Raw genomic sequence first — 25,184 nt, forward strand, 5'->3', positions numbered from 1 at the left:
GGTTGGAGCAGCCCACTCACCTCCTCGTGATTTGTAGTTAACTGTTATCCCTATGGCTGTAGAATAGTAAGAAATTAGCTCGAAGGCAACATATTTCATGCTGTTTTGTGCCTTGAGCGAAGCGAAAGGAATGGCTATATAGATGAAACTTATTGCAGGGTTAGGAAACCCGGGCGGCCAATATGCGGAGACTCGGCATAATGTAGGATTTTTGCTCCTGGATACTTGGGCTGAAGAGCTGAAACTGGATTTTCGGCCTAAATTCCAAGGCTTAATATCTGAGACGCAGCGCTTTGGAGAAAAGGTTTTTCTGCTTAAACCGCAAACGTTTATGAACCTCAGCGGACGCTCTATCCGCGAAATTGCCCAGTTCTATAAAATCCCTTCACAGGATATTCTGGTGGTTCATGATGATATGGATTTACCTTTGGGCAGGATTCGTCTTCGGCAATCGGGAAGTGCCGGCGGCCATAATGGGATTAAATCGACGATTGCCGAAATCGGAACAGAAGAGTTCTGGCGTCTAAGAATTGGAATCGGCAGACCGCCCGCGGGATGGGACCCCGCTGATTATGTGTTGGGCAGTTTCAACAAAGAGGAACTCCCGACGCTCGAAGAGGTGCTGGATCGCGGACAGAAGGTAATGGATCTATGGGTTCAGGGAGAGAGCAATAAAGCGATGAATACATACAATCGCTAGAACCGAGCATAAGGTATAACCTCCTAGAGTGCAGGTTAAGCTACAAAGGGGAGGTGTCCTTAATTGTTTGTGCTCAAAGTCTGTCAAGCCTGTGACCGTATTCTCGGTGAACTTGAAGTGGAGGACTTGACCGGAGAACAGCCGGATTCTATAATAAACGTTGTGGGTAATGTTGCTTATGCTTTATGCCCTGATTGCCTGGGCCAATTAGAAATGAAAAGTGAGCAGCGATTCCATTAAACCTAATATATTCGAAATATATTTGAGCAGGGGTATAGCCATATACCTCTATAAATTTATTATGCCAAAAATTACGCTATAGAGGAAAAATGGGGGTCCGCACGTGGACGTTCAGTTTTTTTGCGTGGGTAATTTGTGTGGGTAAATGAGCTTTGAAAGGATGGACGGGTTGGGTACAATTTATCACTTTCTCCGGCAAGGACTGGATATTGATCAAGTTCAAGCCTCTATTGTCCGGAAAGAATGGCCGCAGATGGTCTACAATTTATCAGGAAATCAAAAATTCGCCTTTGCGGCTGAACTCTTAAGCGGAAAACCGGGCCTTATTTTGACGTATTCGGAGGAAGAAGCTCAAAAATGGGTAAATGATTTGAAGACCTGGTTACCGGAGGAATCTGTCCTCTATTTTCCGGTAACGGAGTGGCTGCCCTTCGAGGTCCTGGGCCGAAGCAGGGAGACCACGGCGGAGCGGATTAAGGTTTTAAATCGGATTGCCCAGAATAAACAACAAATTGTGGTGGCCCCTATTCTTGCCGTTGATCGCCGCTTGTTTTCGGAAGAGCGTTGGAAGGAATTCACATTAGAATTTAAACAAGGGGAAACTTACGTCCTGGCGGATGTGATCAGCAAACTCGTTACGGCGGGTTATAATCGGCTCGATTTAGTCGAGGGCAAGGGACAGTTTGCGCTGCGGGGCGGAATTCTCGATATCTACCCTTTAGATGGAGAGCCTTTGAGAATTGAGTTTTTTGATGATGAAGTTGATTCAATCCGTATCTTTGATCTCGACACCCAGAAGTCAACCCGTTCTTTAAAGTCGGTTTTAGTTCCTCCCGTTCTCGAATATGTCGTTCGTCCTGAGGAAATGGAAAAGCTGCGCTGGGAGATACGGGCCCAGGCGCGTAAAGTATCAGGACGTCTTAAGCGGAGTGATCGCTCTGATGCAGCGGAGCGGGTTTTGGAGAAGGCCCAGCGTCTGGAAGAACGGTTGAGTCAAGGTATTTTGGATGAGAATGTTTATCCTTATCTCGGTTTGCTGGAAAACGCTCTGAACTCATTCTTTTCACTCTTGCCGCAGGAAAGTTATCTTATTTTGGACGATCCCTTGCGTCTCAAGGAACAATTAGAATTTCAACTGAAAGAACGTTTGGAAGAATATACACAGGCCTTGGAAAAAGGGGAAGAATTTATAAGTCCCGAAAGTCAGTTCCTAACCTATGCGGAACTCGTTGAATATGGAACAGGCCGCCCCTTTGTTCTTTTATCGACGCTTCCCCGTCAAATTCCTTCCATCTCGCCGCGTCGGATTTTTAACCTCACGGCACGCACGTTAACAGGATTCATGGGTAAGACGGGAGTCCTCGCTGAGGAAATCGAGAACTGGCAGAAGATGGGCTATGCCGTTTCTTTGTTTGCCGGGGATAGGGAACATGCCGAGCGTCTCATTCAAGGGTTAAGTGATCGTGGATCAGAGGCTCAGCTTAAGCAGTTAGAGGATTCTGTCCAACCGGGCGGAGTCTATGTTTACCCTCATTCTTTAGACCAAGGCTTTGAATTGCCGCTCAGTAAGCTTGTGGTCCTGAGTGAAGCCGAAATCTATAAAAGGGAGAGGAAAACACCGGCTAAACGGCCGGCAGTGAAAGAAACAAAAGCCGCCCGGCTCCAGTTCTCAGATCTTAAAGCGGGAGATTATGTCGTTCATGTCCATCATGGTATCGGTCAATTCATGGGGATTGAAAGATTATCGGTGGGTGGAGTGGATAAGGATTATTTCAGCGTTAAATATGCCGGCCAAGATCGTTTGTATGTTCCGCTGGATCAGCTGAATTTACTCCAAAAGTATTTAGGCAGTGATACAGAGAAACTGCCGAAGCTCTATAAACTGGGCGGAAGCGAGTGGAAAAAGGTCAAAAACAAAGCGAAAAATGCCATTAAAGAGATGGCCTTTGATCTGGTTAAGCTCTATGCCGAACGGGAGGCTGTTCAGGGATTTCCTTTTTCCCCCGATAATGTATGGCAGCAGGAGTTTGAAGAAAAATTCCCCTACGAGGAGACGCCCGACCAACTGCAATGCATTAAAGAAGTCAAGCAAGATATGATGCGTAAAAGACCCATGGAACGTTTGCTTTGCGGAGATGTCGGCTATGGCAAGACAGAGGTTGCGCTGCGGGCGGCGTTTAAAGCGGTAATGGACAGCAAACAGGTTGCCGTATTGGTTCCGACCACAATTCTTGCTCAGCAGCATTATAATACGTTTCGGGAACGGTTTATGGGCTATCCCGTAACGATTGAAATGCTCAGCCGTTTTCGTTCACCTAAGGAACAAAAGGTGATCAGCAAAGGCTTAAAAGAAGGAAACATTGATATCGTGGTGGGGACGCATCGTATTGTCTCCGATTCAATTAAATTTAAAGATCTGGGACTTTTGATTATTGATGAAGAGCAGCGTTTCGGAGTATCTCATAAGGAAAAAATTAAAACATTGAAATCGAATGTTGACGTCCTTACCCTTTCGGCGACCCCTATTCCGCGAACCTTGCATATGTCTCTTGTCGGGGTTCGGGATATGAGCGTCATTGAGACTCCCCCGGAAGATCGTTATCCCGTTCAAACGTATGTGGCGGAATTTCGGCCGGATCTTGTTCGTGATGCAATCCGGCGGGAAATTCAACGGGGCGGTCAGGTATTTTTTGTGCATAATCGCGTTGAAAATATGGAGCAGGTGGTTAATTTCCTCAGCCAACTCGTACCGGAGGCTCGCTATGGAATAGCCCATGGACAGATGAGTGAAACGGCGCTGGAAAAGGAAATGATTTCTTTTCTGGAGCATGAGAATGATGTTCTTGTTTGCACGACAATTATTGAAACCGGTTTAGATATGCCTAATGTCAATACCTTAATCATTGATGAGTCAGACCGATTAGGGTTAGGTCAACTTTATCAGCTGCGGGGACGGGTGGGCCGATCAAACCGAAAAGCTTTTGCCTATTTCCTCTATAAACCGCAAAAGGTTCTTACAGAAGTGGCCGAGAAACGTTTAGCGGCTATTCGGGAATTTACCGAGTTTGGCTCGGGGTTAAAAATTGCCATGCGGGATTTAGAAATACGTGGTGCGGGAAATCTGATCGGAGCTCAACAACACGGTCATTTGGCAGCGGTTGGTTTTGAACTTTATAGTCAAATGCTGAAAGAAGCGGTCCAAGAGATCAAAGGAGAAAAGGTCGAGGAGAAAATTGAGCCGAGCATTGAGCTTCAAGTGGATGCCTTTTTACCCGATGATTATATTGCAGATCGCCAAGTTAAAGCCTCGCTATATCAGCGCTTGGTCATGATCTCTGAGGAAGAGGGGCTCAGCGATATGGTGGATGAGTTGATCGATCGCTTTGGCACTCCGCCCCGCGAGGTTGAGAATTTGCTAAAGATTATCCGCATAAAATGGACCGCTGCAGCATTAAAAATCGAACAAGTTCAACAGGATAAGCAGCATGTCATTTTAAGATTTGCAACAGATCCCGGCCTAACGGGTGAGAAATTGATGACGGTTGTCACTGAGTCTCCGTACCCCGTCTCTTTTGGCACAACAGGAGAGGGAAATTTAGAGATTAAAGTTCGTTTGCGTTCTATGGGACAAGGAGAAATGCTTGAAGCCATACAACGTGTTTTACTGGTACTTAATGGTATTGCTTCGGGGGTAGCACCCTGTTATAATGGCAGTTGATGGATTGGAAGGGGTGTGTAATTATGAGAAAGTTCCGGACAAGTTTAATGGCCGGAGTCTTAGTTGCAGCGTTGGTTTTAACGGGATGTTCTTCTATCGGCGGTGAAAAGTGGGTAGCCAAAGTTAATGGCGAGACGATCTCTCTAGCTGATTTTAATACCCGGACTTCCGATGTTCAAAAGGCTTATGAGGAACAAGGGATGAGCTTTGACTCTGATCAAGGTAAAACAATGTTGAAAAAGCTTCAGTCTGAGATTCTTAATAGTATGGTCGGTTCCGTCTTAGTCCGCCAAGATGCTAAAAAACAGGGTCTTGATCTTGAGGCTCCGGAGGTAAAAACGGCCGAAGATAATATTAAGAAACAGTTTAAGGACGAAGCAGAATATGAAGCTTGGTTGAAGCAGCAGGCTATGACTGCTGATGAAGTGAAAAGCTACTTAGCATTATCCGATTATGTAACCAAGGATGTCACTACGGTTTCCAATGATGAAATTAAACAGTATTTTGACAGCCATCAGGAACAGTATGGAGGCCAGGGGGAACAGGTTAAAGCCAGTCATATTTTGGTTCAGACCGAAGATGAAGCGAAGGCCATTATTGCCCAACTCCAAAAGAGCACTAATTTGAGTGCAGACTTTCCGCAGTTAGCAAAGGAAAAGTCAACTGAACCGGGAGCAGCGCAGTCAGGCGGAGAACTGGGATATTTTAAGGCCGGTGCAATGCTGCCGGAATTTGAGAAAGCTGCTTTTGCGCAAAAGGTAGGAACGATCTCAACGACACCGGTTAAGACGACTTATGGGTATCATGTGATTTATGTCGAGGATCATAAACAGGCTGTAAAGGCAGACTTTACAAAGGTGAAGGACAAAGTCACGACTGATGCTTTAAATAATGCGAAGAGTTTAAAATTCGAAACCTATTTTAATGAATTAAACAAAAATGCCACTATTGAATATGCGAGCGGTTATAATCCCGAAGAATTAGGGGGTAATTCTTCAGCGGCCGGAAGTACCGGAAGTAAATAAGAGATTACAGATTTTTAAAGAAGGTGTTGATGATAATTGGATCAGCACCTTCTTTTTTGTACTAACGGAAAGTATAGGTATTTCTGCAGCTAAACTCGAAGTGCAACCGGCGGTTTTCTTTAAGGGCAGATGTGTAAGCGACACCTATTTTCTTTAGTTATGGAAAAAAATGAATAATAGAGATTCAGCAGATATATACTATCAATGAAGTTAGCCGTGCAAAACGATTAAACGGTTTATTGCAACCATAACGGTAAAAGCCGAGTTTACCGTGTCCGTAACGGCCGTAGTGAACAGATGGGTTCGCAAACGACATGAAGGAGGGAAGAGCGTCCATGAAAGCAACAGGTATTGTAAGAAGAATTGATGATCTTGGTCGTGTTGTAATTCCAAAGGAAATTCGTCGGACACTTCGAATAAGAGAGGGAGATCCACTCGAGATTTTTGTGGATCGCGAAGGGGAAGTGATTCTCAAAAAGTATTCCCCTATCGGCGAGCTTGGAGATTTTGCTAAAGAGTATTCGGATTCCCTTTATGAAGCCACCGGACATATTGCCTGTATTGCAGACCGTGATACCATTATCGCAGTTTCAGGCGCTTCCAAAAAAGAGTACTTAAACAAACCGGTTTGGCCGCTTCTTGAACAGGCGATGAATGAACGCAAGACGATTCACTTTAAAGCCGGTGAGGCCGCAAAAGGGATGGAAGATGAAGACGAACAGATCCAGTCTACGACTCAGGTTGTTGCTCCGATTATTGCGGAAGGAGATCCGATTGGCGCGGTTATTCTTATGTCTAAGGATCCTAATGTTAAGATGGGAGAGTTAGAGCTTAAACTCGTTGAAACGGCCGCGGGATTCCTTGCCAAACAGATGGAACAATAGGAGCTGAATAAAAGATGTAAAGCACCGGAATGCCGCTTTACATCTTTATTTTTAGGATTTTTCATCATAGATATGATAGAATATCAGCCGGGGGTGACTTCGTGAAAAATACATTGCATATTTTGGGCTTGGGTCCGGCCGGTATCGAAAGCATGACTCTGGGTACTTATCGTTTAATCCTCTCTGCGGATAAAGTTTTTGTACGGACTTACAGTCATCCGTCTGTTCAGGATTTGCTCAGTGAAGGGGCTAAACTGGAATCTTTTGACGAATACTATGAACAGGGAAAATCCTTTGAAGAAGTTTATGAGAAGATTGTCAGCCGCTTGGAAAGGGAACTTTTGAATCATGAAAAGGTCCTTTATGCCGTACCGGGTCATCCGGCGGTGGCTGAACGCAGTGTCCGGTTAATTGTGGACAAGCTTATGCCCAAATTCAATGTTATCCTTCATCCTGCGGTCAGCTTTCTCGATTCGATCTTTACAACAATCCCGATAGATCCTATTCAAGGATTGCTAATTCGTAACTATGATGCCCTCAAGAGTTCCGGATTAACGGGGAAAGAGTGGTTGATTATTCCTCAAGTCTATAGCGCTTTAATCGCTTCTGATGTCAAATTAGACCTCATGGAGGTATATCCTGATGAAGCTTTGGTCATCATAGTTCAAGGTTTGGGAACACCGGAACAGGTCGTTCGGAATGTTTTGCTCTATGAACTCGATCATTTTGAATTTGATCATTTGACAACGGTCCTCGTTCCGCCCAATAAGGATGTTATTTCGATGACTAAGCTCCAAGAAATCATGAAAACGCTCCGGGCTCCGGAAGGATGTCCGTGGGATCGTGAGCAAACTCATGAAACGCTCAAACCTTGCTTAATCGAAGAAAGTTATGAGGTTTTGGAAGCGATTGAGCAGAAGGATATGTATAATTTAACGGAAGAATTGGGAGACTTATTGTTACAGGTGATATTTCATGCTCAAGTTGCTCATGAAGAAGGTGAGTTTGAGTTTGAGGACGTTTTAAGAGGGATTATCCAAAAATTGATTCGCCGCCATCCCCATGTTTTCGGCGATATCCGGGTTGATAATTCGGAAGAGGTTCTGCGGAATTGGGATGCAATTAAGAAACAAGAAAAAGGGGAGCAGCGATCAGAGGGATGGTTCCACTTCCCTCAAGCTTTACCTGCCCTAATGCTCGCGGCAAAGACTCAGAAAGCTGTTGCCAAGGTGGGCTTCGATTGGCCTGATATAGAAGGGCCGATAGCCAAGGTTCAGGAAGAGCTCCGAGAGCTTCAAGAGGCGATGAATTCCGGTGAGGGTATTGAGGAGGAATTCGGAGATATTTTGTTCGCGCTTGTTAATTTAGCCCGCTTCCTTAAACTTGAACCCGAAGATTCCTTGCGAAAAGCGGTTCATAAGTTTCAAAACCGATTCGAGAAAATGGCCCAATTGTCACTGGAAACTGGTGGAAAATTAGGAAATATGACACTTGAAGAGATGGATTTTTATTGGGAAAAGGCAAAAATTCATGAAAAAAGTGGAAAGTTTCGAGGAACACCGGGAAATTAAGCAGGAGTTTAGCTATTTATCGCGAAATATTACGCGGAATACATAATACAAATTTAGGAGGGAATCGTTTTGAATAAAGCTGATCTCATAGCTATGGTAGCTGAAAAAACGGATATGTCTAAAAAGGATTCTGAAAAAGCAGTTAATGCAGTACTTAATGCAATTGAAGAAGCACTCGCAAAAGAAGATAAGGTTCAACTGGTTGGTTTCGGAACCTTTGAAGTTAAAAATCGTGCTGAGAGAACAGGACGGAACCCTCAAACGAAAGAAAGCATTGTTATTCCAGCTTCTAAAGTTCCCAGCTTTAAGGCCGGTAAAGCTCTTAAAGACGCGGTTCAGCAGTAATCTACTTTAAGTATCCGTGGTGAATAAAAATGCGAATCAGGTTCATTGGAACCTGATTTTCATTTTACGTATCGGAAGGTATAAGCTTTTATCGGTTGATAGTATAATTGAGGTAAGGATATGCGCATTGATAAATATTTAAAAGTCTCTCGCTTGATCAAAAGACGTACGGTGGCGAAGGATATTTGTGAAGGTGAAAAAATTCAATTAAACGGGAGAACGGCGAAGCCTTCGGCAGATGTTAAACCCGGGGATAAAATAACCATTGAAATCGGCAATCATATCTTAGAGGTTCTTGTCATTTCGACACCCAACAGTGTTAAGGCGAATGAAGCACATCTTTTGTATGAAGTCATCCGGGATGAAAAACGAGCAAGAGAAGAATTCTAGAATTAAAAAGTTCAGCATAAGCTGAACTTTTTTATATTCTAAAGGGCGGTCTTTCAGAATAACGTTGTAAGAGGAAACGATATGAGGGGGCTGACAAGGTGGATAAAAATGCGGATAAAGTTCACCGGTTAACCATGAATAACCGCGAGATTCTTTCTTTGACGGGAGTCATTAAGGTTCAGTCATTTGACCCTAAGGAGATTGTCCTGGAAACGATTCAGGGTGTGCTGAACATCAAAGGAGAGAAGCTGGGAGTAAAACACCTCGATCTTAAAGAAGGATTGGTAGAAATTGAGGGGCTTATTGTGGGATTAGTATATCCTCACCAAGCGGGCGGATCACGCGGAAATTTATGGGGCCGAGTTTTCCGCTAAGAGGGGGAGAGTAAAATATCAGAATTTCAGGCTTTTTTTTGGGTCGCAATGGCCGGGATTATTGTGGGTATTGCTTTTGATTTTTACCGTTCCCTTCGGCGTTATTTAAGATGGGGCCGGATAAGCACCTGGGTTGGTGATCTTGTTTTTTCTTTCATGGCTTTAGTGATCCTTTTCCTTTTCTTCCAACGCGCAAATGCTTTAGAATTCCGAATTTATATTTTATGGGGAAGTATTTTGGGGCTTTTTCTCTACCTGCGGTTTTTGAGTAAAGGCTTTATTAAAGCTTTTTTCCATTTATTCCGTTTAATTTCCTACCTGCTTAAGCTGTTAAGAGAGGGTTTAATGATCCCTGTTAAAGGTATCATTATATTGATGCGTCCGCCTTATGCGATCTTACGTTGGTTAAGCTTTCTGCTTTATCGTATCCTTGAAGCGGTGTTCGATCAGCCGCTTAAACGAACAAGCGCATGGTTAGCCGATTTATGGAATAGACTTCTTCCCCCCAGCCCTCCTAGGACTAAAGGCTAAAATTACCATAAAGGATTGATTCCTTATTTATGAATCTGTATAATAGGAGTTGTCCACAGTTTGTAGTCCCTTTGTCCCTAGTTTGTCCATAAGTTGTCCACAGGTTACCCACAAAATGTGCATAACTTTTGAGATCATTGTGGATATTCTATAGATTAGGGTGAGTCAAGTGCATTTTGAAATCCGCGGTCTGGAAAAATTGAGTTTCCGAGAGCGACAAGCGGTTGTTTTAAAAGAAAAGGGGCTCTCGAGCGATCAAATTGCCAAAAGACTGCACCTTAGTTCTAGTTCTGTTGCCACCTTATTGGCCCGTGCCAAGGGAAAAGGGTACGAAATTGTTTGTATTATACCGGAATCAGAAATCGGTCTGGGAGGGAATGACTTCGATGAAGAAGATCCAGAAGGTGAATAAATCCCGGCCTGTTCCAGCGAAAAAGAGGAAACCGAAATTTCGGCTTGGCACTTTTATACTGGTTGCGTTTGTGGCGACGGTTTTTACAACTTCGGGATGGCAGCTTTATCAGCTTCAGCATCAGGTTAATGGGAAAATAGCTCAACTCGAGGTTGAAAAAGAAGGACTTCTGGCTGAGAAGTCTGATTTAGAATCGGAAATCGTTAAACTGAATACACCAAGCTATGTCGAACAGTTAGCGCGGGAGCAATTAGGTTTAGTTCGGAAGGGAGAAATTATGATTTCCCCCAAAAAACAGTAAATTTATAACCAACACTCGGCTTGTTGTCTTGACAGTTCTCTCATGACGCAGATATAATAATGTTATAGTATCGAGACTATCACAAGGAGGAGTTTGCTTCGTATGGCCATTGCGGTTGGAAGCATTGTTGAAGGAGTAGTAACGGGCATAACCAATTTTGGGGCTTTTATCGAGTTGCCGGACAAGGTTACAGGACTCGTGCATATCTCGGAAGTAGCAGATGCTTATGTAAAAGATGTTAGGGATTATCTTAAGGAACAGGATCATGTAAAAGTTAAAGTGATCCATGTAGATGAGAAGGGTAAGATTGGGTTATCGATTAAACAAGCCAATCCGAGTCCACGAGTAAATCGTGAACGACGTCAACCAACCGTATCTTTTGAAGATAAATTGGCCAAATTCATCAAGGATAGTGATGAGCGTCAATTGGATTATCGTCGCGCAACAGAATCTAAGCGAGGCGGACGGGGTTCGGGTCGGTACTAAAAAAATTATGATATGTTAGAAACGCCGGGAATGATGCCCGGCGTTTTTTAATTTCGTCGGAAAAGATTTCAGTGAAAGTCGGGTTATTATTACCGCTTTCCGAGAAACCTAGGTTATCCTCAGGCATTTGGGGGATTCGGTCGAAAGATGTTAATCAGAGATGACCTCTCTAGACAAGCTTCTCCAAGGAAATTCGCTATAATGTTTACATAAAATGGTAAGAGGTGGACAATATGGCGGAATGGGCTTCATTAAAAACCAACCACGGTTTGCGTAAGGACAAGCTTGCTTGGGGTGGTCAAATGGTTTGGCAGACTTTACTGGGCTGCCTTGTGGCGAGAGGAAATATTTTAGAGGTCTATCCTTTTGGAATTGCTTTTGGGGCAGCTCTTTTGCTGAGTGGGCAAAAAGGGCGAACTTTAGGTTTGATCGGGGTTGCGTTAGGAACACTATCCCTAATTTTCAGCGATTTGATCGGAACCTTACAGACCCTTCTTATTCTGACCCTATTAATTTTAGTGGTTCCCGTTTTGCGCGGCAAAAAGAGAGAGGGCGCTTATTTAGGGATTATGACCGCACTTGTTTGCGGCGGGGTTTCGATTTTAATCGTATCACTCATGAGCTTATCACAGCCGAATCTGGAGATGGGAATGAAGAGTCTGCTTTTGAGCCTTTTGGCCGGGGCCTTGGCGGTTGTCTTTTGGTTCGCTTTTCGTAATCAGGAGGCGCTTTGGCGGGGAGAGTTTTCCCGTGAGCAGGCAACGGCTTGGTTAGTCCTTCTGGTAGGGGCACTGAGTGGACTGCAAGGGGTTCAAATTGGGAATATTAATTTCGTCGTTGCCGTTTTGACCTTCTTTATTCTTTTTGTTGCCGAACGGTTTGGAGCGGGCCCTGCAGCCGGAGTAGGTGTAATGCTGGGCTTTATGCCTCACTTAGAGCTTAATGCCCAATATTTAATGGAAGCCGGTATTTACGGGCTCGCCGGTTTTGGAAGCGGGGTATTTCAAAAGCTGGGGAAACTGGGGATCGGGATAGGCTTTACCGGCATAATTCTTATGTTAACGGTTTCCTTACGGCCAGAGGCAGTTTTTCCGCAGCTTATTTCCTCGGCAGTCGGTCTGCTGTTGTTTCTGATCTTCCCGAGCGCCCCGCCGAAAACAAGCTTTCTAAAATCAAAACCGATGCCGGAAGTCGAAAGTACGGTGACCAAAGTTAAAACGGTTTCCGAGATCTTTGAGCAGATTGCCTACAGCACACAGGCTGCAGAGGCGGAAATACATCACTCGAAACCGGATATCCCCGAACTCATGAATGTTTTGGTGGAACGCGTATGTAAAACATGTCCGACGATTGAAACGTGCTGGACCCGTGAATTCTATAAAACCTATCATTTTTTGTTTAATCTGTTTGAAGAAGTTGAGCGCTCGGAGGAACTCAATCCTAAGGAATTACCGATTGAGTGGAAGCGCCACTGCGGTCGTTTGAAGGAAATGGTGATAGGAGTTCAATTTATTTTGGAACACGAAAAAAGTTTAGAGGGTTGGAAAGCTCGTTTAGCTGCAAACCAAGATGCCTTATCCCGTCAATTCCAAAGTGTTTCACAAGTCATGGGACATCTTGCGAAAGAACTCAATACAAGGCATAATCTTGAACAGGTCAAGTACTCCGGTGTGGTTCGCCGCCGCCGGGAATTTTTGGATTTGGGAGTCGCCTCTTTTACCAGAAGCGGAAATGTTATGAGCGGGGATAACTATGCCTCGTTAGCTTTTGCGCCGACCGAACATGCGGTGATGGTCAGTGATGGTATGGGAGTCGGGGACAGTGCGGCGAAATTGAGTGCTACGGCCTTAAGCCTTCTGGAACAACTTCTGAATACGGGATTTGAACCGGAGGGAGCTATTCAGGCCTTAAATTCGATTTTGGTTCTGCGCTCGCCGGAAGAAAGTTTTGTAACCATTGATATGGCCATTCTTAATCTTGAAAACAACGGATTGCGTCTTGTAAAAGTCGGGGCATGTCCTTCCTATATTATCGGCAAAAAAGGGGTGCGAGTGCTTCAAACTTCAAGTTTGCCGGCAGGAATCTTGAACCATATCGATATTCCTGTAGTGGAAGATGAACTATTGCCTGAAGAGATCCTGATTTTAGTGACGGATGGGATTCATGACTTATATAAGGACGGAACAGATTGGCTCAAGCTCTATTTAGAAACCCAGGAAGCATCTTCTTCGCAGGAGTTGGCTCAGCAAATTGTCGATGAGGCAAGGCGCTTAAGCTCAAATGAAATGTTTGATGATGGTGTGGTTTTAGTTATCCGAAAAAAATGGGTTGATTAATGGTAGACTAAGGAGGAAAAGGGCATTTGGGGAGAGAAGAAAATGATATATGAAAAAATGAGGCAATCTGTTTTGCCCCTCCTTATTCCTCCGCAATCACGGGTTCTTATTGCCGTTTCCGGCGGACCGGATTCAATGGCCTTAAGTCATGTATTATGGAGATATGTTCACGAGGTCAGTGAACAGCAGATTTCCTTAGTTTTAACCCATGTCCATCATGGGCTTCGCCGTGAGTCTGATGCGGAAGCGGAAATGGTGCAGGAAATTGCGAAGCGTTGGGATATCCCCTGTGTGGTTCATCGTTTCAATGCCCAAGCGTACGCCCAAGCGACAGGGCAGTCTTTCGAAACCGCCGCTCGGCAGTGGCGCTATGCCCGATGGAACGAAGATATGTTGGAGTACCATTGTGATCTGCTGGCGACAGCTCATCATCTGGGAGATCAAGCGGAGACGGTTCTTTATCGGCTGCTTCGGGGAAGCGGAACAACCGGATTAGCGGGGATTTACCCCCGTAAGGGCAGGATTATTCGTCCGTTTTTAGCGATTAAGAAGGAGGATATTCTGAGTTACTGTCAAAAGGAACATATTCCCTATGCTGTGGACTATACGAATTTCCAACCCCTATATGTCCGTAATCGGATTCGTTTAGAGCTATTGCCTGAGTTAGAGAAAAGCTATAATCCTAAAATATTGGAGGCAATTGGGCGAACCGCGGAGGTCCTGCGCTGGGATGAGGAATATCTGGAACAACAGACAGATAAGGCCTGGGAGAGCTATTGTTTATTCTGTGAAGGCGACCAGGTTCAATTAAGTCGGAAGATGTTTAATGAACCTCAGGCGATACTGTCGCGTCTGATTCGTCGGGCCGCTGCTCAGGTTACCCACGAGCCGCGCGGTCTCGGTTTTAACTATGTCCTTCAGATTTTGGAGTCGGGGGGACAAATCGGTTGGCAGCAAGACCTGCCTCATTTTTCAGTACATATGCGTTATGACGGAATTTGGTTTTTAGGCAAGGCGAGCTTAGAGATCAGGCATAATCAAGATTTGCAAGATTTGCGGCTTAACCGGGAAAATAAAAACGAGTCCGGCGGGACACCGCTTACGATGGGCATATGGAGCAAATTAGCCGGTTTTAATATTTGGGCGGGCCTTTTTGAAGCGGAAAGTCTTGATCCCGGATTAACGAAAAATGAAGATATTCTCGGTTGGGCTGACTTTGATCGCGAAGAATTGTCAAGACTAAAAGAAGACCTTGTTTTTCGTTCTCGAAGACCGGGGGATATGCTTTGGGTTAAGGGTGTGGGACATAAGTCACTCAAGAAGATTTTCCAAGAAGCAAAAATAGACGCACAAGAGCGTGCAAAAATCCCTCTTTTGGCCGCAGGCCCTAGAATTCTGTGGATTCCGGGGGTCAAGCAAAGTGATTGCTGCCGAGCGGGAATACAACCAAAAATAAGGGTCATTATCAAGCGCGAAAGCGAAGAAAATGCAGGTTTATAACGTGCCCGCAGATTCGTTGTAAAAGCGACGTACTCGTGGTACAATATGTAATATTGCTTCGAAAAAGAGGCGGTTTTTCCATCCATTAGAGGGGAGGACCTTGAGGTTGAAGTTTTTTAAGAATGCAGCAATCTATTTCTTTATTATTCTACTGGCTATAATGTTGATTAAATGGGCTAATCCCCCGGTCAGTGAAACTTCGGAAATTGATTATACGACTTTTAGTAAGGCCGTGGTTGCAGATCAGGTTCAGGATGTCAGCGGGGTTACGGACAGCAGTATCACGACTTATACCGTAAATATGAAAGATGGTAAAAAACATACGGTTATCGGCCCGTCAGGCGATAATGTTCTTGTCGCGAATATGCTCGAGCACGATGTCCCTTATACTCTGGGAAAACCGGTTGGGGCACCATGGTGGACAAGTTTATTCACAACTATATTGCCTATTCTTCTTATCGTCGGTTTATTTTTCTTTATGTTTCAGCAGTCTCAGGGCGGCGGCAACCGAGTTATGCAATTCGGCAAGAGCCGAGCACGCCTGGTCACTGATGATAAAAAGAAGGTTACTTTTGAAGATGTAGCCGGGGCTGATGAAGTAAAAGAAGAATTACAAGAAGTCGTCGAATTTTTGAAATTCCCGAAAAAGTTCAATGAGTTGGGAGCAAAGATCCCGAAAGGGGTTCTCCTTTTCGGACCTCCGGGAACCGGTAAAACCTTGCTGGCACGGGCGGTTGCCGGGGAAGCCGGAGTCCCGTTTTTCAGTATCAGCGGTTCTGATTTTGTGGAAATGTTTGTCGGGGTAGGGGCTTCACGGGTTCGTGATTTGTTTGAGCAGGCGAAGAAAAATGCTCCTTGTATTGTTTTTATTGATGAGATCGATGCCGTTGGACGTCAACGGGGTGCCGGTTTAGGCGGCGGACATGATGAGCGGGAACAAACGTTAAATCAACTTCTCGTTGAAATGGACGGTTTTAACGGTAATGATGGAATTATCATTATCGCAGCTACGAACCGCCCGGATATCCTGGACCCGGCTCTTTTGCGTCCCGGACGTTTTGATCGCCAAGTCTCGGTCGATGTGCCTGATGTTAAAGGACGCGAAGAAATCCTTAAAGTTCATATTAAAGGTAAACCGCTGAATCAAGAGGTTAACCTAAGCGTATTAGCGCGCCGGACTCCCGGTTTTACCGGAGCGGATCTGGCTAACTTAGTTAATGAAGCGGCTTTGCTTTCGGCGCGGCGGAATGAAAAAGAGATCAAACAACAAGCCCTGGAAGACTCTATTGAGCGGGTTATTGCCGGTCCGGAAAAGAAAAGCCGTGTGATCAGTGACTTTGAAAAGAAATTGGTATCTTATCACGAAGGCGGGCATGCCCTCGTCGGTTACTTGCTGCCTCATACAGATCCTGTCCATAAAGTCTCGATTATTCCCCGCGGACGCGCCGGCGGATATACGTTGCTTTTACCTAAAGAAGATCGTAATTATATGACCAAATCACAGTTGCTCGATCAAATTACCATGCTCTTAGGAGGACGGGTGTCCGAAGCCCTAGTTTTGCATGAAATCAGTACGGGTGCCTCCAATGATTTGGAACGGGCTACCGGTTTAGTTCGTAAAATGATTACCGAGTTAGGAATGTCTGAGGAAATCGGACCTCTGACATTTGGACAAAAAGAAGGTCAGGTTTTCCTCGGCAGAGATATCGGCCGCGATCGCAATTACAGTGAGGCGGTAGCTTATGCCATTGATAAAGAAGCCCGCCGGATTATTGAGGAATGCTATCAAAAGGCAGAGAACCTGCTTCAGGAGAATATGCCGAAGCTTGAGGTCATTGCTCAAGCCTTGATGAAAAAGGAAACCCTTGAAGCGAAAGAATTTGCTGAGCTGATGGCTCAGTTTGATGAACCCAAAGAAAATATATCGGTTGACTAAGGAGGAAACAGTGTGGAAAAAACTTTTCTTATGCTTAAGCCTGACGCCGTTCAAAGGGGGTTGGTGGGTAAAATCATCACTCGGTTCGAAGATAAGGGATGCAAACTCGTAGGTATGAAACTCATCAAAGTGGATCGTTCCTTAGCAGAACGGCATTATGAGGAGCATAAAGGTAAAGGCTTTTTCGAACCGACTGTTAATTTTATAATGTCCTCTCCTGTTGTAGCTATGGTTTGGGAAGGAAAAAATGTCGTCGCGATTGCCCGGGAAATGATGGGGTCAACGAATCCGGCCAGCGCTAATCCGGGGACGATCCGGGGCGCTTATGGAATGGATATCAGCCGGAATGTTATCCATGGCTCTGATTCAGTGGCCAGCGCCGAGCGGGAAATTGCCCTTTATTTCCGACCGGAGGAAATACTGGAGTACAACAAAGCCGGAGAAGAATGGCTTAGCGAATAAAGCAGTGTATAAGGGGAGGATACCGCATGCGGTGTCCTCTTCGTTATTAAGATATTTTTGGGTTAATATGGATTGCTTAAAGGAGGAAATCATTATGACATTGCCCAAAAAGGGCAAACTTCTGATAGCTATGGCAGCGTGTATTATCGGTGCTTTATTCGTTATCCTTATTAAGACAACCGGTACTCAAGGCAGCCTATCCACAAGATCGGATACTGTAGTACCGAGTCTCATTCAGGTAGAACAAGAAAACCAGCAGCTTGTTAATGATAATGAAAAGCTAAAACAGGAATTAAAGCAATATCAGATGGGTGAAAATGCTAACTCATTGACTTTTCAACAGCTTCAAAAGGCAAAGGTCAGCGCAGGCCTAACCGAGGTTAAGGGCTTAGGAATTAGGATTACGCTTGACGATGCCAAGACCTATACCAACGAAAGTGATGATCCGAATTATTACTTGATCCATGAGGAATACATCCGCCAGATCGTCAACTGGCTTTGGAACGGTGGAGCAGAAGCTATTTCGGTAAACGGTCAACGCATTACGAGCGCCACTGAAGTTTTTTGCAGCGGGTCTTATATTCAGATCAATGGAACACTGCAAATGGCACCGTATATTATCGAAGCGGTTGGCGACCAGCATAATCTTCAATCCGCACTGAAATTCTATTTTTGGGATCGACTTGGGGAGTATCAACAACAGTACGGAATTACGCGTACGCTTGAAGCCCCTGATGAAACATTAACAATACCTGCCGGACAGCTTAAAAAGTTTAAATACGCTGAACCGGTTAAGGGGGGTTAATTATGAAAAAAAAGGTTTTGACGATTTCGGTGACTTTTGTTGCGGTTGCCTTAGGGGTTTTAATTTCATTATCAACTCAGACGCAAAAAGATGTCGAGGCATTGGACCAAATTCAATCCCAACGTGTTGCTTTTGCCAATAATCTTCTGATCAATGCCCAAACCGAAACTGCTCAGCTTCAGGAAGAGCATAAAAATTTAACAGCTCAACTGGATGAAGCCCGCAATCAGGGGGGAACCAGTCCAGCCCTGCTGTCTTTGCTGGACCAATATCGAATGATGGATGGAACGGTAGCTGTGCAGGGCCCGGGCATTGTCATCACGATTGATGATCGGCAGCAAGAGCATAAAACGGTTTTTCCGTTAACAACGGATGATCTAATGGCAATTGCCAACATTTTACACTTCGCCGGCGCCGAGGCAGTGAGTATAAATGGGCAGCGGATCGTCGCCCCTACGGCAATTGTGATGAGTGGAAGCACAAAGCTGATCAACCAGGTCCCCATTACTCGGACGGAAGGAATGCCCTATGAGATTTTAGCCATTGGCAATCAAGATCAACTTGTTGATTATTTTAGTAAACTTGAAGCAATCGGCCTTAAACAAGCCGGTATTTCGGTAAGCATTGCCCGCAAAAATGTGGTTATACCTTCGTATAAAGGAGTTTATAATATCGGGAACGGAAGTTGAGAAATTTATTTGAAATATTCAAATAAATTCATTTTCCGGCAGGGAAATTCTTCTTATTCTCGAATGTAATAATTGCCTTATATTTTAATAAAGGGGAGTGGGAGAATGAAAAGCGATATCGAAATTGCCCAAGAAGCGACGATGAAGCCGATCATGGAAGTAGCAAGCCAACTTGACTTAATGGAAGATGAAATTGAACTGTATGGTAAGTACAAGGCAAAAATCAATTTGAGTGCATTTGATCGATTAAAAGATAAACCCGAGGGTAAATTGATCCTTGTCACGGCAATCAACCCAACTCCGGCCGGAGAAGGAAAGACGACAACAACCGTAGGTTTAGGTCAGGCTATGGCTAAGCTAGGTAAGAAATCGATGATCGCCTTACGCGAACCCTCCTTAGGACCTTGTTTTGGAATTAAGGGCGGTGCAGCAGGCGGCGGATATGCCCAAGTTGTACCGATGGAAGATATCAATCTTCATTTTACAGGTGATTTCCACGCGATTACTTCAACTCACAATTTATTGGCGGCGTTATTAGATAACCATATTCAACAAGGCAATCTTCTCAATATTGACCCGCGTCAGATTGTTTTCCGGCGGGTCATGGATATGAATGACCGTGCCCTTCGCAAAGTTGTGATTGGACTGGGCGGACGCACAGAGGGAGTTCCCCGTGAAAGCGGCTTTGATATTACCGTTGCCTCTGAAATTATGGCTGTCCTTTGCTTATCGAAAGATTTAATGGATTTGAAAGAGCGGTTTGGGAAAATTGTGGTTGCTTATACTTACGATGGCCAACCGGTTACAGCTCATGATTTGGAAGCTGAAGGGGCAATGGCTTTGCTTATGAAGGATGCCATTAAGCCGAACCTAGTCCAAACGTTAGAGAATACGCCGGTATTCATCCATGGCGGACCGTTCGCGAATATCGCTCATGGCTGCAATAGCATTGTCGCCACCAAAATGGCCTTGAAACTTGCGGACTATGTTATCACAGAAGCAGGTTTCGGTGCTGATTTAGGGGCGGAGAAATTTTATGATTTAAAATCCCGCTTTGCCGGTCTGAAACCTGCGGCTACAGTAATTGTCGCCACAGTCAGGGCACTCAAGATGAACGGCGGGGTCGCTAAAGAGGATCTGGGTGCGGAAAATCTTGAGGCTTTGGCCAAGGGAATTGTCAATCTCGAAAAACATATCGAAAATATGGGGAAATTCGGCGTTCCGGCGATCGTGGCGATTAACCGCTTCCCAACGGATACAGATGCGGAACTGGAATTCGTGGCGGAGCGTTGCCGTGAACTGGGCGCAGAGTTTGCTCTCTCCGAAGTATTTACTAAGGGTGGCGAAGGCGGAATTGATTTAGCTAACAAAGTTATTGATATTGCGGATCATAAAGAATCGCATTTCAAAGTACTTTATGAACTGGATCAGCCGATTGAAAACAAAATCGAAATAATAGCGAAAGAAATTTATGGTGCGGATGGAGTTAACTTTACGAAGGAAGCTCAAAAGGAAATTAAGAAATATACGGAATTAGGTTATGCTAACTTACCTATATGTATGGCTAAAACCCAATATTCACTGACTGATGATCCGAGTGTTCTGGGTCGCCCGACCGGATTTAAGATCACAGTACGCGAAGTAAGGCTCTCTGCCGGTGCGGGCTTCTTAGTCGCGATTACCGGAGCAATTATGACAATGCCGGGTTTGCCCAAACGTCCGGCTGCCTTGAGAATGGATATAGATAAAGAAGGTAAGATTACCGGTCTGTTCTAAGAAATATAAAATAGGGTGATAGGCCTCGGAGGATTCCGAGGCCTGTTTTGTCAGGCCTCGGTAAAATGATTATAATGAGCATAGGCCAAGGAGTGAGGGAGCGAAGAAGATGGTCAACATACCCCGCGTTAATCGGATTGTTAAAAATCCTTTATTTATGGAACTTTCTTTGAAGAATGCTCAGGCAGAGCAAAAAAGGAAATTTTGCAGCCATGGTTTTGATCATGGATTAGCAGTAGCCCGAATTGCTTATATCTTTCTGATGGAGGAAAAGAATACATCACTCTCCAAGGAAGTCATCTACGCCGCGGCAGTGCTCCATGATCTGGGAAGATGGCGTGAATATGAGACAGGAGAGGATCATGCCATTGTCGGAGCAGAACTTGCCCAGCCTATTCTTGAAGAGACCGGATTTACTCCGGAAGAAACTGAGATAATAAGAATAGCCATTCGAGAGCATCGTTGTGATCCGAATGCTCAATTGAGTGTATTGGGAAAAGCTTTAGCTTATGCCGATGATTGGGCTCGTGATTGCCAAAGCTGTAAAAGCCAAGGAGAATGTTACAAATATTCTTGTGAAATGGATGAAATCGTCAGTTGAAAATCGAGGATAGGATGAGAAGGGAGCGGAAGAAATGAAAGAATTTCAGATGCGTTGGATCAAGCTCGATAACTTAGAAGAGGCGAAACGGGCAATTGCCCAAATCGGTTCAGACTCGGGGGGCATTGCCTTTATGGCGGGTAAATCCTTGGGAAAAGCGATAAAAGTTGAGAATGTTCCGTTGCCTGCCGCCCATATCCTAAAACAGGAAATGCTGTCAGTGGGCGGAGATGCGGCGGTTCATCGCAATGTTATCGTCAACAAGGTTGAAGCCACAGATGTCCTTCTTCTGGGAACGGTAAGGCAATTTGAACAATTTGCCCAAAAGATTTTGGCCCAACCTTTTGGCTTGAAAGAATTAGGGCAGCAGCTTAAAGCTTTGCTGAAAGGTCTTGAACCCCCTCAAGAGAGGACGCTGGCTTGTCGGGGACGGGAACTGGTATTGGGAAAACGAACTTTAGTGATGGGAATTCTCAATGTAACGCCGGATTCCTTCTCTGACGGAGGAAGATACGTAGATCTGAAACAGGCCGTAAGTCATGCGGAGCAGATGATTGAAGAGGGTGCAGATCTTATCGATATTGGCGCCGAATCGACTCGTCCGGGAACAGTCCCGATCAGTGCTCAGGAGGAATGGAGTCGCTTAGAACCGGTTCTGAAGGAATTGCTTCCCCGAACGACTGTCCCTATTTCACTCGATACGTATAAAGCGGAAGTGGCTGAAAAAGGGTTAGAGGCGGGAGTAAATATAATCAATGATATCTGGGGTCTGCAGGGAGACCCGGATATGGCTCGGGTCGTCGGAAAATATCATGCCCCCGTAATCGTAATGCATAATCAGAAAGAGCTAAACTATCATCATTTGCTGGGAGATATGATGGCCTTTTTTAGACGGAGTATTCAGTTGGCGGAAGAGAATGGACTCAGCAGGGATGAAATTATTGTGGACCCGGGAATCGGTTTTGCGAAAACGCGGGAGCAGGATCTTGAAGTGATGAGCCGCTTAGACGAGCTGAAAAGCTTAGGACATCCTATCTTATTGGCTGCTTCGCGAAAACGATTGATTGGGCATGTTCTCGATTTGCCTGTGGATCAGCGCCTTGAGGGAACGATTGCCACAAGTGTGGCGGGGGTAGCTGCCGGAGTCGATATGATTCGGGTTCATGATGTTCTTGCTAATCGCCGGGCGATTGATATGGCAGACGCTATTTATCGGAGATTGAGGGGGAGAAACTTTGCGGGAGCATGATGCAATCCATTTAAGAGGACTTCAGTTTTATGCTTACCATGGCGTTAGGTCTGAGGAGAAAATTCTCGGTCAGAAGTTCATCATCGATGTGGATTTATTTCGGGATTTAAGACAGCCCGGATTCTCGGATCAGGTTGCCGATACCATTAACTATGCGGAAGTATATCAACGCATTAAAACGATTGTAACGGATGAACGGTTTCATCTTCTGGAGCGGTTGGCGGAGGAAATTGCGACACAGGTTATGAAAGGGTTTCCCTGCGAAGCGATTCGTGTTGAAGTCCATAAACCCGAGGCCCCAATCCCGGGTATTTTCGGAGATGCTTCCGTAGAAATTTGGCGGGAGAAATCAAAATGAAGGCTTACTTAAGTATCGGGGGGAACATAGGAGATCGGGGGAAGAATCTTGCGGAAGTATGTCGCAGATTAAGAGAACACCCGCAGCTTAAACTCCTCAAGGAATCTTCGATCTTCGAAACTAAACCGTGGGGAAACCTTGACCAACCTGATTTTTGGAATCAGGTGCTGGAAATTGAGACAGATTTACCTCCACTGGACTTATTAGAGCTTTGTCAGAAAATCGAGAATGAGCTTGGACGAAAAAGAATTATTCATTGGGGACCAAGAACTGTTGACATTGACATACTAACTTATGATAATAGGGAATATAAGGATGACCGACTCACTTTGCCTCATCCCCGGATGGAGGAAAGAGCGTTTGTGTTAGCGCCTTTAAGAGAAATCGCCCCAGAGTATGTTCTCCCCTCGGGTCGCCGCATTGAAGAGGTCAGCGGAGAGGGAGAGGTTAGAAAACTATAGACGTTAGAACACTATTAGGATAAGGATGAAAAGACAATATCCCTCGTGGAATTGTACTTAAGATCCATAGATCCATTTTTTTGTGGTTATCGACTGCCGCTTGGATCGATTTCGACCGAGACGGTGAAGGGAGCATTGGTACCGTGGCACCTTCACGTTTGTGGGGGTGCCTTTTCTTATACGTATCAGAGTGTATAAGTTTCTATCGGTTGATAAACTCGAAGTGCAACCAGCGGCTTTGCCTTCGCTTAAGGCTCGGCGAAGCCGGGTTTTCTATATTTTCTATTATATAGGGTTAGGGGGGATTAGAATGAAGTTTGGAATCATAGGCACAGGTACCGTGGGGACAGCTATTGCCGTTCGTTTAGTGGAGGCCGGATATCAGTGCCTTGGAGTAGAAACGCGAAGTGCTCGTTCCTACGCACGATTCCGACAATATTTAAACCGGGATAGAATGCCTCTCGAATCATGGGTGCCGGAGGCAGATCTTATCTTTATTACCACCCAAGATGGGATGATTGGCAGTGCCGCTAAAAACTTAGCCGATCGCAAGCTTTACAAAGACGGTCAAATCTGGATTCATTGCTCCGGTTCACAAAAAGCGCAGATCCTCAAGGAAGACCCTGCTCTTCCGGTGAAGACGCTTTCCATGCATCCGATACAAACCTTTGCCGACGTTGGGGAAGCTTTAAAACTCTTACCGGGTTCTCATTTTGGCTTGGAAGGGGAGGCTGTAGAGGAAGGGATACAGATTGTTTGGGATTTAGGAGGAATTCCTCATCGGTTAGATCCTGAAGGAAAACCGCTTTATCATGCCGGATCAGTGATGGCTTCGAACTATATCGTTGCGCTTGCGGACATGGCCGTACAACTCTTTAATTTGGCCGGAATCCCGAAGGAGGCTGCCCTAGAGTCATTAATACCCTTGATGCAGGGGACGCTGCGTAATTTAGAGAAAGTCGGCTTACCTCAAGCCTTGACCGGACCTATCGCAAGGGGAGACAGTGAGGTTGTTCGATCACATCTTGAATGTATACCGTTAGAACTTCAACAGGCCTACCGAGCTCTTGGACGTTCAACCTTAGAATTAGCTCAAGCAAAAATGAAGCTGAATGGTAAGGAATATCCAAGGCAAGATTTACAGATATTAAACTATTTATTAGATGGCGGGAAGGAGAAAAATAATCATGGAAATTGTCGAGAAAATATCCGAAGTAAGAGAAATTACTGCTGAAATGAGGAGGAAGGGACTCAAGATCGCATTAGTTCCAACAATGGGGTATCTGCACCAAGGTCATTTAGCCTTGGTTAAACAGGCCAAACAAGAGGGAACTTTCGTGGTGATGAGTATTTTCGTTAACCCCATACAGTTTGGGCCGAATGAAGATTTTTCACGTTATCCGCGGGATTTAGAACATGATGCTCAGCTCGCACGCGAAGCCGGTGTTGATCTGATTTTCCATCCGGCAGTAGAGGAGATGTATCCTCAAAAAAACAGGACGACCGTACAGGTCAGCGAATTAGGAAACGCGCTTTGCGGATTATCCCGCCCCGGACATTTTAACGGGGTAACGACTGTTGTGAGTAAACTTTTTCATATCGTTCAACCGGATCGCGCCTATTTCGGCCAAAAAGATTATCAGCAATATCTGATCGTTCGGCAGATGGTCCGCGATCTTAACTTTCCGATAGAAGTGATCCCTGTTCCCATTGTCCGTGAAGCGGACGGCCTTGCCTTAAGCTCCAGAAATGTCTTCCTGACGCCGGAGCAAAGGCAGGAAGCGGTTGTTCTTTCCCAGAGCTTAATCGAAGCCGAAACCCTTATTCGGCAGGGAGAACGGAGCGTCGCACGCATCGAAGATAAGATAAGGGAAAAGATCACAACACAAAGCTCGGGGATTATTGATTATGTCGAGGTTCGATCGGCAGAAAACCTAGAAAAGTCGGCAACGATCAATGAACCGGTGCTTATCGCCTTAGCTGTAAAATTTGGGACAACGCGCTTAATTGATAACTATGTCGTGGAGGTATAAT

At 45.1% G+C, this 25,184-nt stretch carries 26 protein-coding genes; all 26 read left to right on the forward strand.

The features are described from left to right. The first annotated feature begins 142 nt into the window (after nt 1–142). On the forward strand, nt 143–700 hold the full coding sequence (pth, locus tag VB077_RS14545) for an aminoacyl-tRNA hydrolase (RefSeq protein ID WP_323415980.1): 558 nt from the start codon (nt 143–145) through the stop codon (nt 698–700). 63 nt (nt 701–763) lie between these two features. Then, nucleotides 764–940, forward strand: a complete 177-nt coding sequence (locus VB077_RS14550; protein ID WP_323415981.1) for a hypothetical protein — start codon at nt 764–766, stop codon at nt 938–940. Nucleotides 941–1,100: 160 nt separating this feature from the next. Then, entirely contained in the window at nt 1,101–4,658 is a 3,558-nt protein-coding gene (gene mfd / locus VB077_RS14555) for a transcription-repair coupling factor (protein WP_323416010.1), read from the forward strand. 23 nt (nt 4,659–4,681) lie between these two features. After that, on the forward strand, nt 4,682–5,683 hold the full coding sequence (locus VB077_RS14560) for a peptidylprolyl isomerase (RefSeq protein ID WP_323415982.1): 1,002 nt from the start codon (nt 4,682–4,684) through the stop codon (nt 5,681–5,683). A 335-nt stretch (nt 5,684–6,018) separates the two neighbouring features. After that, the gene (gene spoVT, locus VB077_RS14565; RefSeq protein ID WP_323415983.1) at nt 6,019–6,567 is read left to right on the forward strand and encodes a stage V sporulation protein T; all 549 of its coding nucleotides are present in this window, start codon (nt 6,019–6,021) and stop codon (nt 6,565–6,567) included. Nucleotides 6,568–6,668: 101 nt separating this feature from the next. Further along, nucleotides 6,669–8,138: a nucleoside triphosphate pyrophosphohydrolase gene (mazG, locus tag VB077_RS14570; protein WP_323415984.1), complete on the forward strand. Its 1,470-nt coding sequence runs from the start codon at nt 6,669–6,671 to the stop codon at nt 8,136–8,138. Nucleotides 8,139–8,207: 69 nt separating this feature from the next. Then, complete coding sequence (locus tag VB077_RS14575; RefSeq protein WP_323415985.1) at nt 8,208–8,483, forward strand: HU family DNA-binding protein; 276 nt, start codon at nt 8,208–8,210, stop codon at nt 8,481–8,483. 120 nt (nt 8,484–8,603) lie between these two features. Beyond that, a complete protein-coding gene (locus tag VB077_RS14580; RefSeq protein WP_323415986.1) occupies nt 8,604–8,873 on the forward strand; it encodes an RNA-binding S4 domain-containing protein in 270 nt (89 codons plus the stop codon). Nucleotides 8,874–8,971: 98 nt separating this feature from the next. Continuing rightward, entirely contained in the window at nt 8,972–9,247 is a 276-nt protein-coding gene (gene yabP / locus VB077_RS14585; RefSeq protein WP_323415987.1) for a sporulation protein YabP, read from the forward strand. A 15-nt stretch (nt 9,248–9,262) separates the two neighbouring features. Continuing rightward, nucleotides 9,263–9,778: a spore cortex biosynthesis protein YabQ gene (yabQ, locus tag VB077_RS14590; RefSeq protein ID WP_323416011.1), complete on the forward strand. Its 516-nt coding sequence runs from the start codon at nt 9,263–9,265 to the stop codon at nt 9,776–9,778. A gap of 169 nt (nt 9,779–9,947) precedes the next feature. Beyond that, nucleotides 9,948–10,190, forward strand: a complete 243-nt coding sequence (locus tag VB077_RS14595) for a sigma-70 region 4 domain-containing protein (protein WP_323415988.1) — start codon at nt 9,948–9,950, stop codon at nt 10,188–10,190. After that, the gene (locus tag VB077_RS14600; RefSeq protein WP_323415989.1) at nt 10,165–10,491 is read left to right on the forward strand and encodes a septum formation initiator family protein; all 327 of its coding nucleotides are present in this window, start codon (nt 10,165–10,167) and stop codon (nt 10,489–10,491) included. Before VB077_RS14595 ends, VB077_RS14600 begins: the two co-directional genes overlap by 26 nt. 102 nt (nt 10,492–10,593) lie before the next feature. Beyond that, a complete protein-coding gene (locus VB077_RS14605; RefSeq protein ID WP_323415990.1) occupies nt 10,594–10,977 on the forward strand; it encodes a S1 RNA-binding domain-containing protein in 384 nt (127 codons plus the stop codon). Nucleotides 10,978–11,210: 233 nt separating this feature from the next. Next, a complete protein-coding gene (locus tag VB077_RS14610; RefSeq protein ID WP_323415991.1) occupies nt 11,211–13,313 on the forward strand; it encodes a SpoIIE family protein phosphatase in 2,103 nt (700 codons plus the stop codon). 45 nt (nt 13,314–13,358) lie between these two features. After that, nucleotides 13,359–14,813: a tRNA lysidine(34) synthetase TilS gene (gene tilS / locus VB077_RS14615; protein ID WP_416337070.1), complete on the forward strand. Its 1,455-nt coding sequence runs from the start codon at nt 13,359–13,361 to the stop codon at nt 14,811–14,813. 106 nt (nt 14,814–14,919) lie between these two features. After that, nucleotides 14,920–16,749, forward strand: a complete 1,830-nt coding sequence (gene ftsH / locus VB077_RS14620; protein WP_323415993.1) for an ATP-dependent zinc metalloprotease FtsH — start codon at nt 14,920–14,922, stop codon at nt 16,747–16,749. A gap of 12 nt (nt 16,750–16,761) precedes the next feature. Further along, nucleotides 16,762–17,211 (forward strand): nucleoside-diphosphate kinase, encoded by a 450-nt coding sequence (gene ndk / locus VB077_RS14625; protein WP_323415994.1) that lies wholly within the window; start codon nt 16,762–16,764, stop codon nt 17,209–17,211. 94 nt (nt 17,212–17,305) lie between these two features. After that, entirely contained in the window at nt 17,306–18,016 is a 711-nt protein-coding gene (locus VB077_RS14630; protein ID WP_323415995.1) for a DUF881 domain-containing protein, read from the forward strand. Nucleotides 18,017–18,018: 2 nt separating this feature from the next. Next, nucleotides 18,019–18,705, forward strand: a complete 687-nt coding sequence (locus tag VB077_RS14635) for a DUF881 domain-containing protein (protein ID WP_323415996.1) — start codon at nt 18,019–18,021, stop codon at nt 18,703–18,705. Nucleotides 18,706–18,810: 105 nt separating this feature from the next. Beyond that, nucleotides 18,811–20,481 carry a formate--tetrahydrofolate ligase gene (locus VB077_RS14640; RefSeq protein WP_323415997.1) on the forward strand — a complete coding sequence of 557 codons (1,671 nt, stop codon included), beginning with the start codon at nt 18,811–18,813 and terminating at the stop codon, nt 20,479–20,481. Nucleotides 20,482–20,590: 109 nt separating this feature from the next. Continuing rightward, nucleotides 20,591–21,082 (forward strand): HD domain-containing protein, encoded by a 492-nt coding sequence (locus VB077_RS14645; protein WP_323415998.1) that lies wholly within the window; start codon nt 20,591–20,593, stop codon nt 21,080–21,082. A gap of 34 nt (nt 21,083–21,116) precedes the next feature. Continuing rightward, the gene (folP, locus tag VB077_RS14650) at nt 21,117–22,331 is read left to right on the forward strand and encodes a dihydropteroate synthase (protein WP_323415999.1); all 1,215 of its coding nucleotides are present in this window, start codon (nt 21,117–21,119) and stop codon (nt 22,329–22,331) included. Further along, nucleotides 22,318–22,689 carry a dihydroneopterin aldolase gene (gene folB, locus VB077_RS14655; RefSeq protein WP_323416000.1) on the forward strand — a complete coding sequence of 124 codons (372 nt, stop codon included), beginning with the start codon at nt 22,318–22,320 and terminating at the stop codon, nt 22,687–22,689. The genes folP and folB overlap by 14 nt, the downstream gene beginning before the upstream one ends. Then, a complete protein-coding gene (gene folK, locus VB077_RS14660; protein WP_323416001.1) occupies nt 22,686–23,150 on the forward strand; it encodes a 2-amino-4-hydroxy-6-hydroxymethyldihydropteridine diphosphokinase in 465 nt (154 codons plus the stop codon). The genes folB and folK overlap by 4 nt, the downstream gene beginning before the upstream one ends. A gap of 310 nt (nt 23,151–23,460) precedes the next feature. Next, nucleotides 23,461–24,384 carry a Rossmann-like and DUF2520 domain-containing protein gene (locus tag VB077_RS14665; RefSeq protein WP_323416002.1) on the forward strand — a complete coding sequence of 308 codons (924 nt, stop codon included), beginning with the start codon at nt 23,461–23,463 and terminating at the stop codon, nt 24,382–24,384. Beyond that, nucleotides 24,338–25,183: a pantoate--beta-alanine ligase gene (gene panC / locus VB077_RS14670; RefSeq protein WP_323416003.1), complete on the forward strand. Its 846-nt coding sequence runs from the start codon at nt 24,338–24,340 to the stop codon at nt 25,181–25,183. Before VB077_RS14665 ends, panC begins: the two co-directional genes overlap by 47 nt. Nucleotide 25,184 lies beyond the last annotated feature (1 nt).

Source organism: Desulfitobacterium sp. (genome assembly GCF_034927245.1).
Taxonomy (GTDB): Bacteria; Bacillota; Desulfitobacteriia; order Desulfitobacteriales; family Desulfitobacteriaceae; genus Desulfitobacterium_A.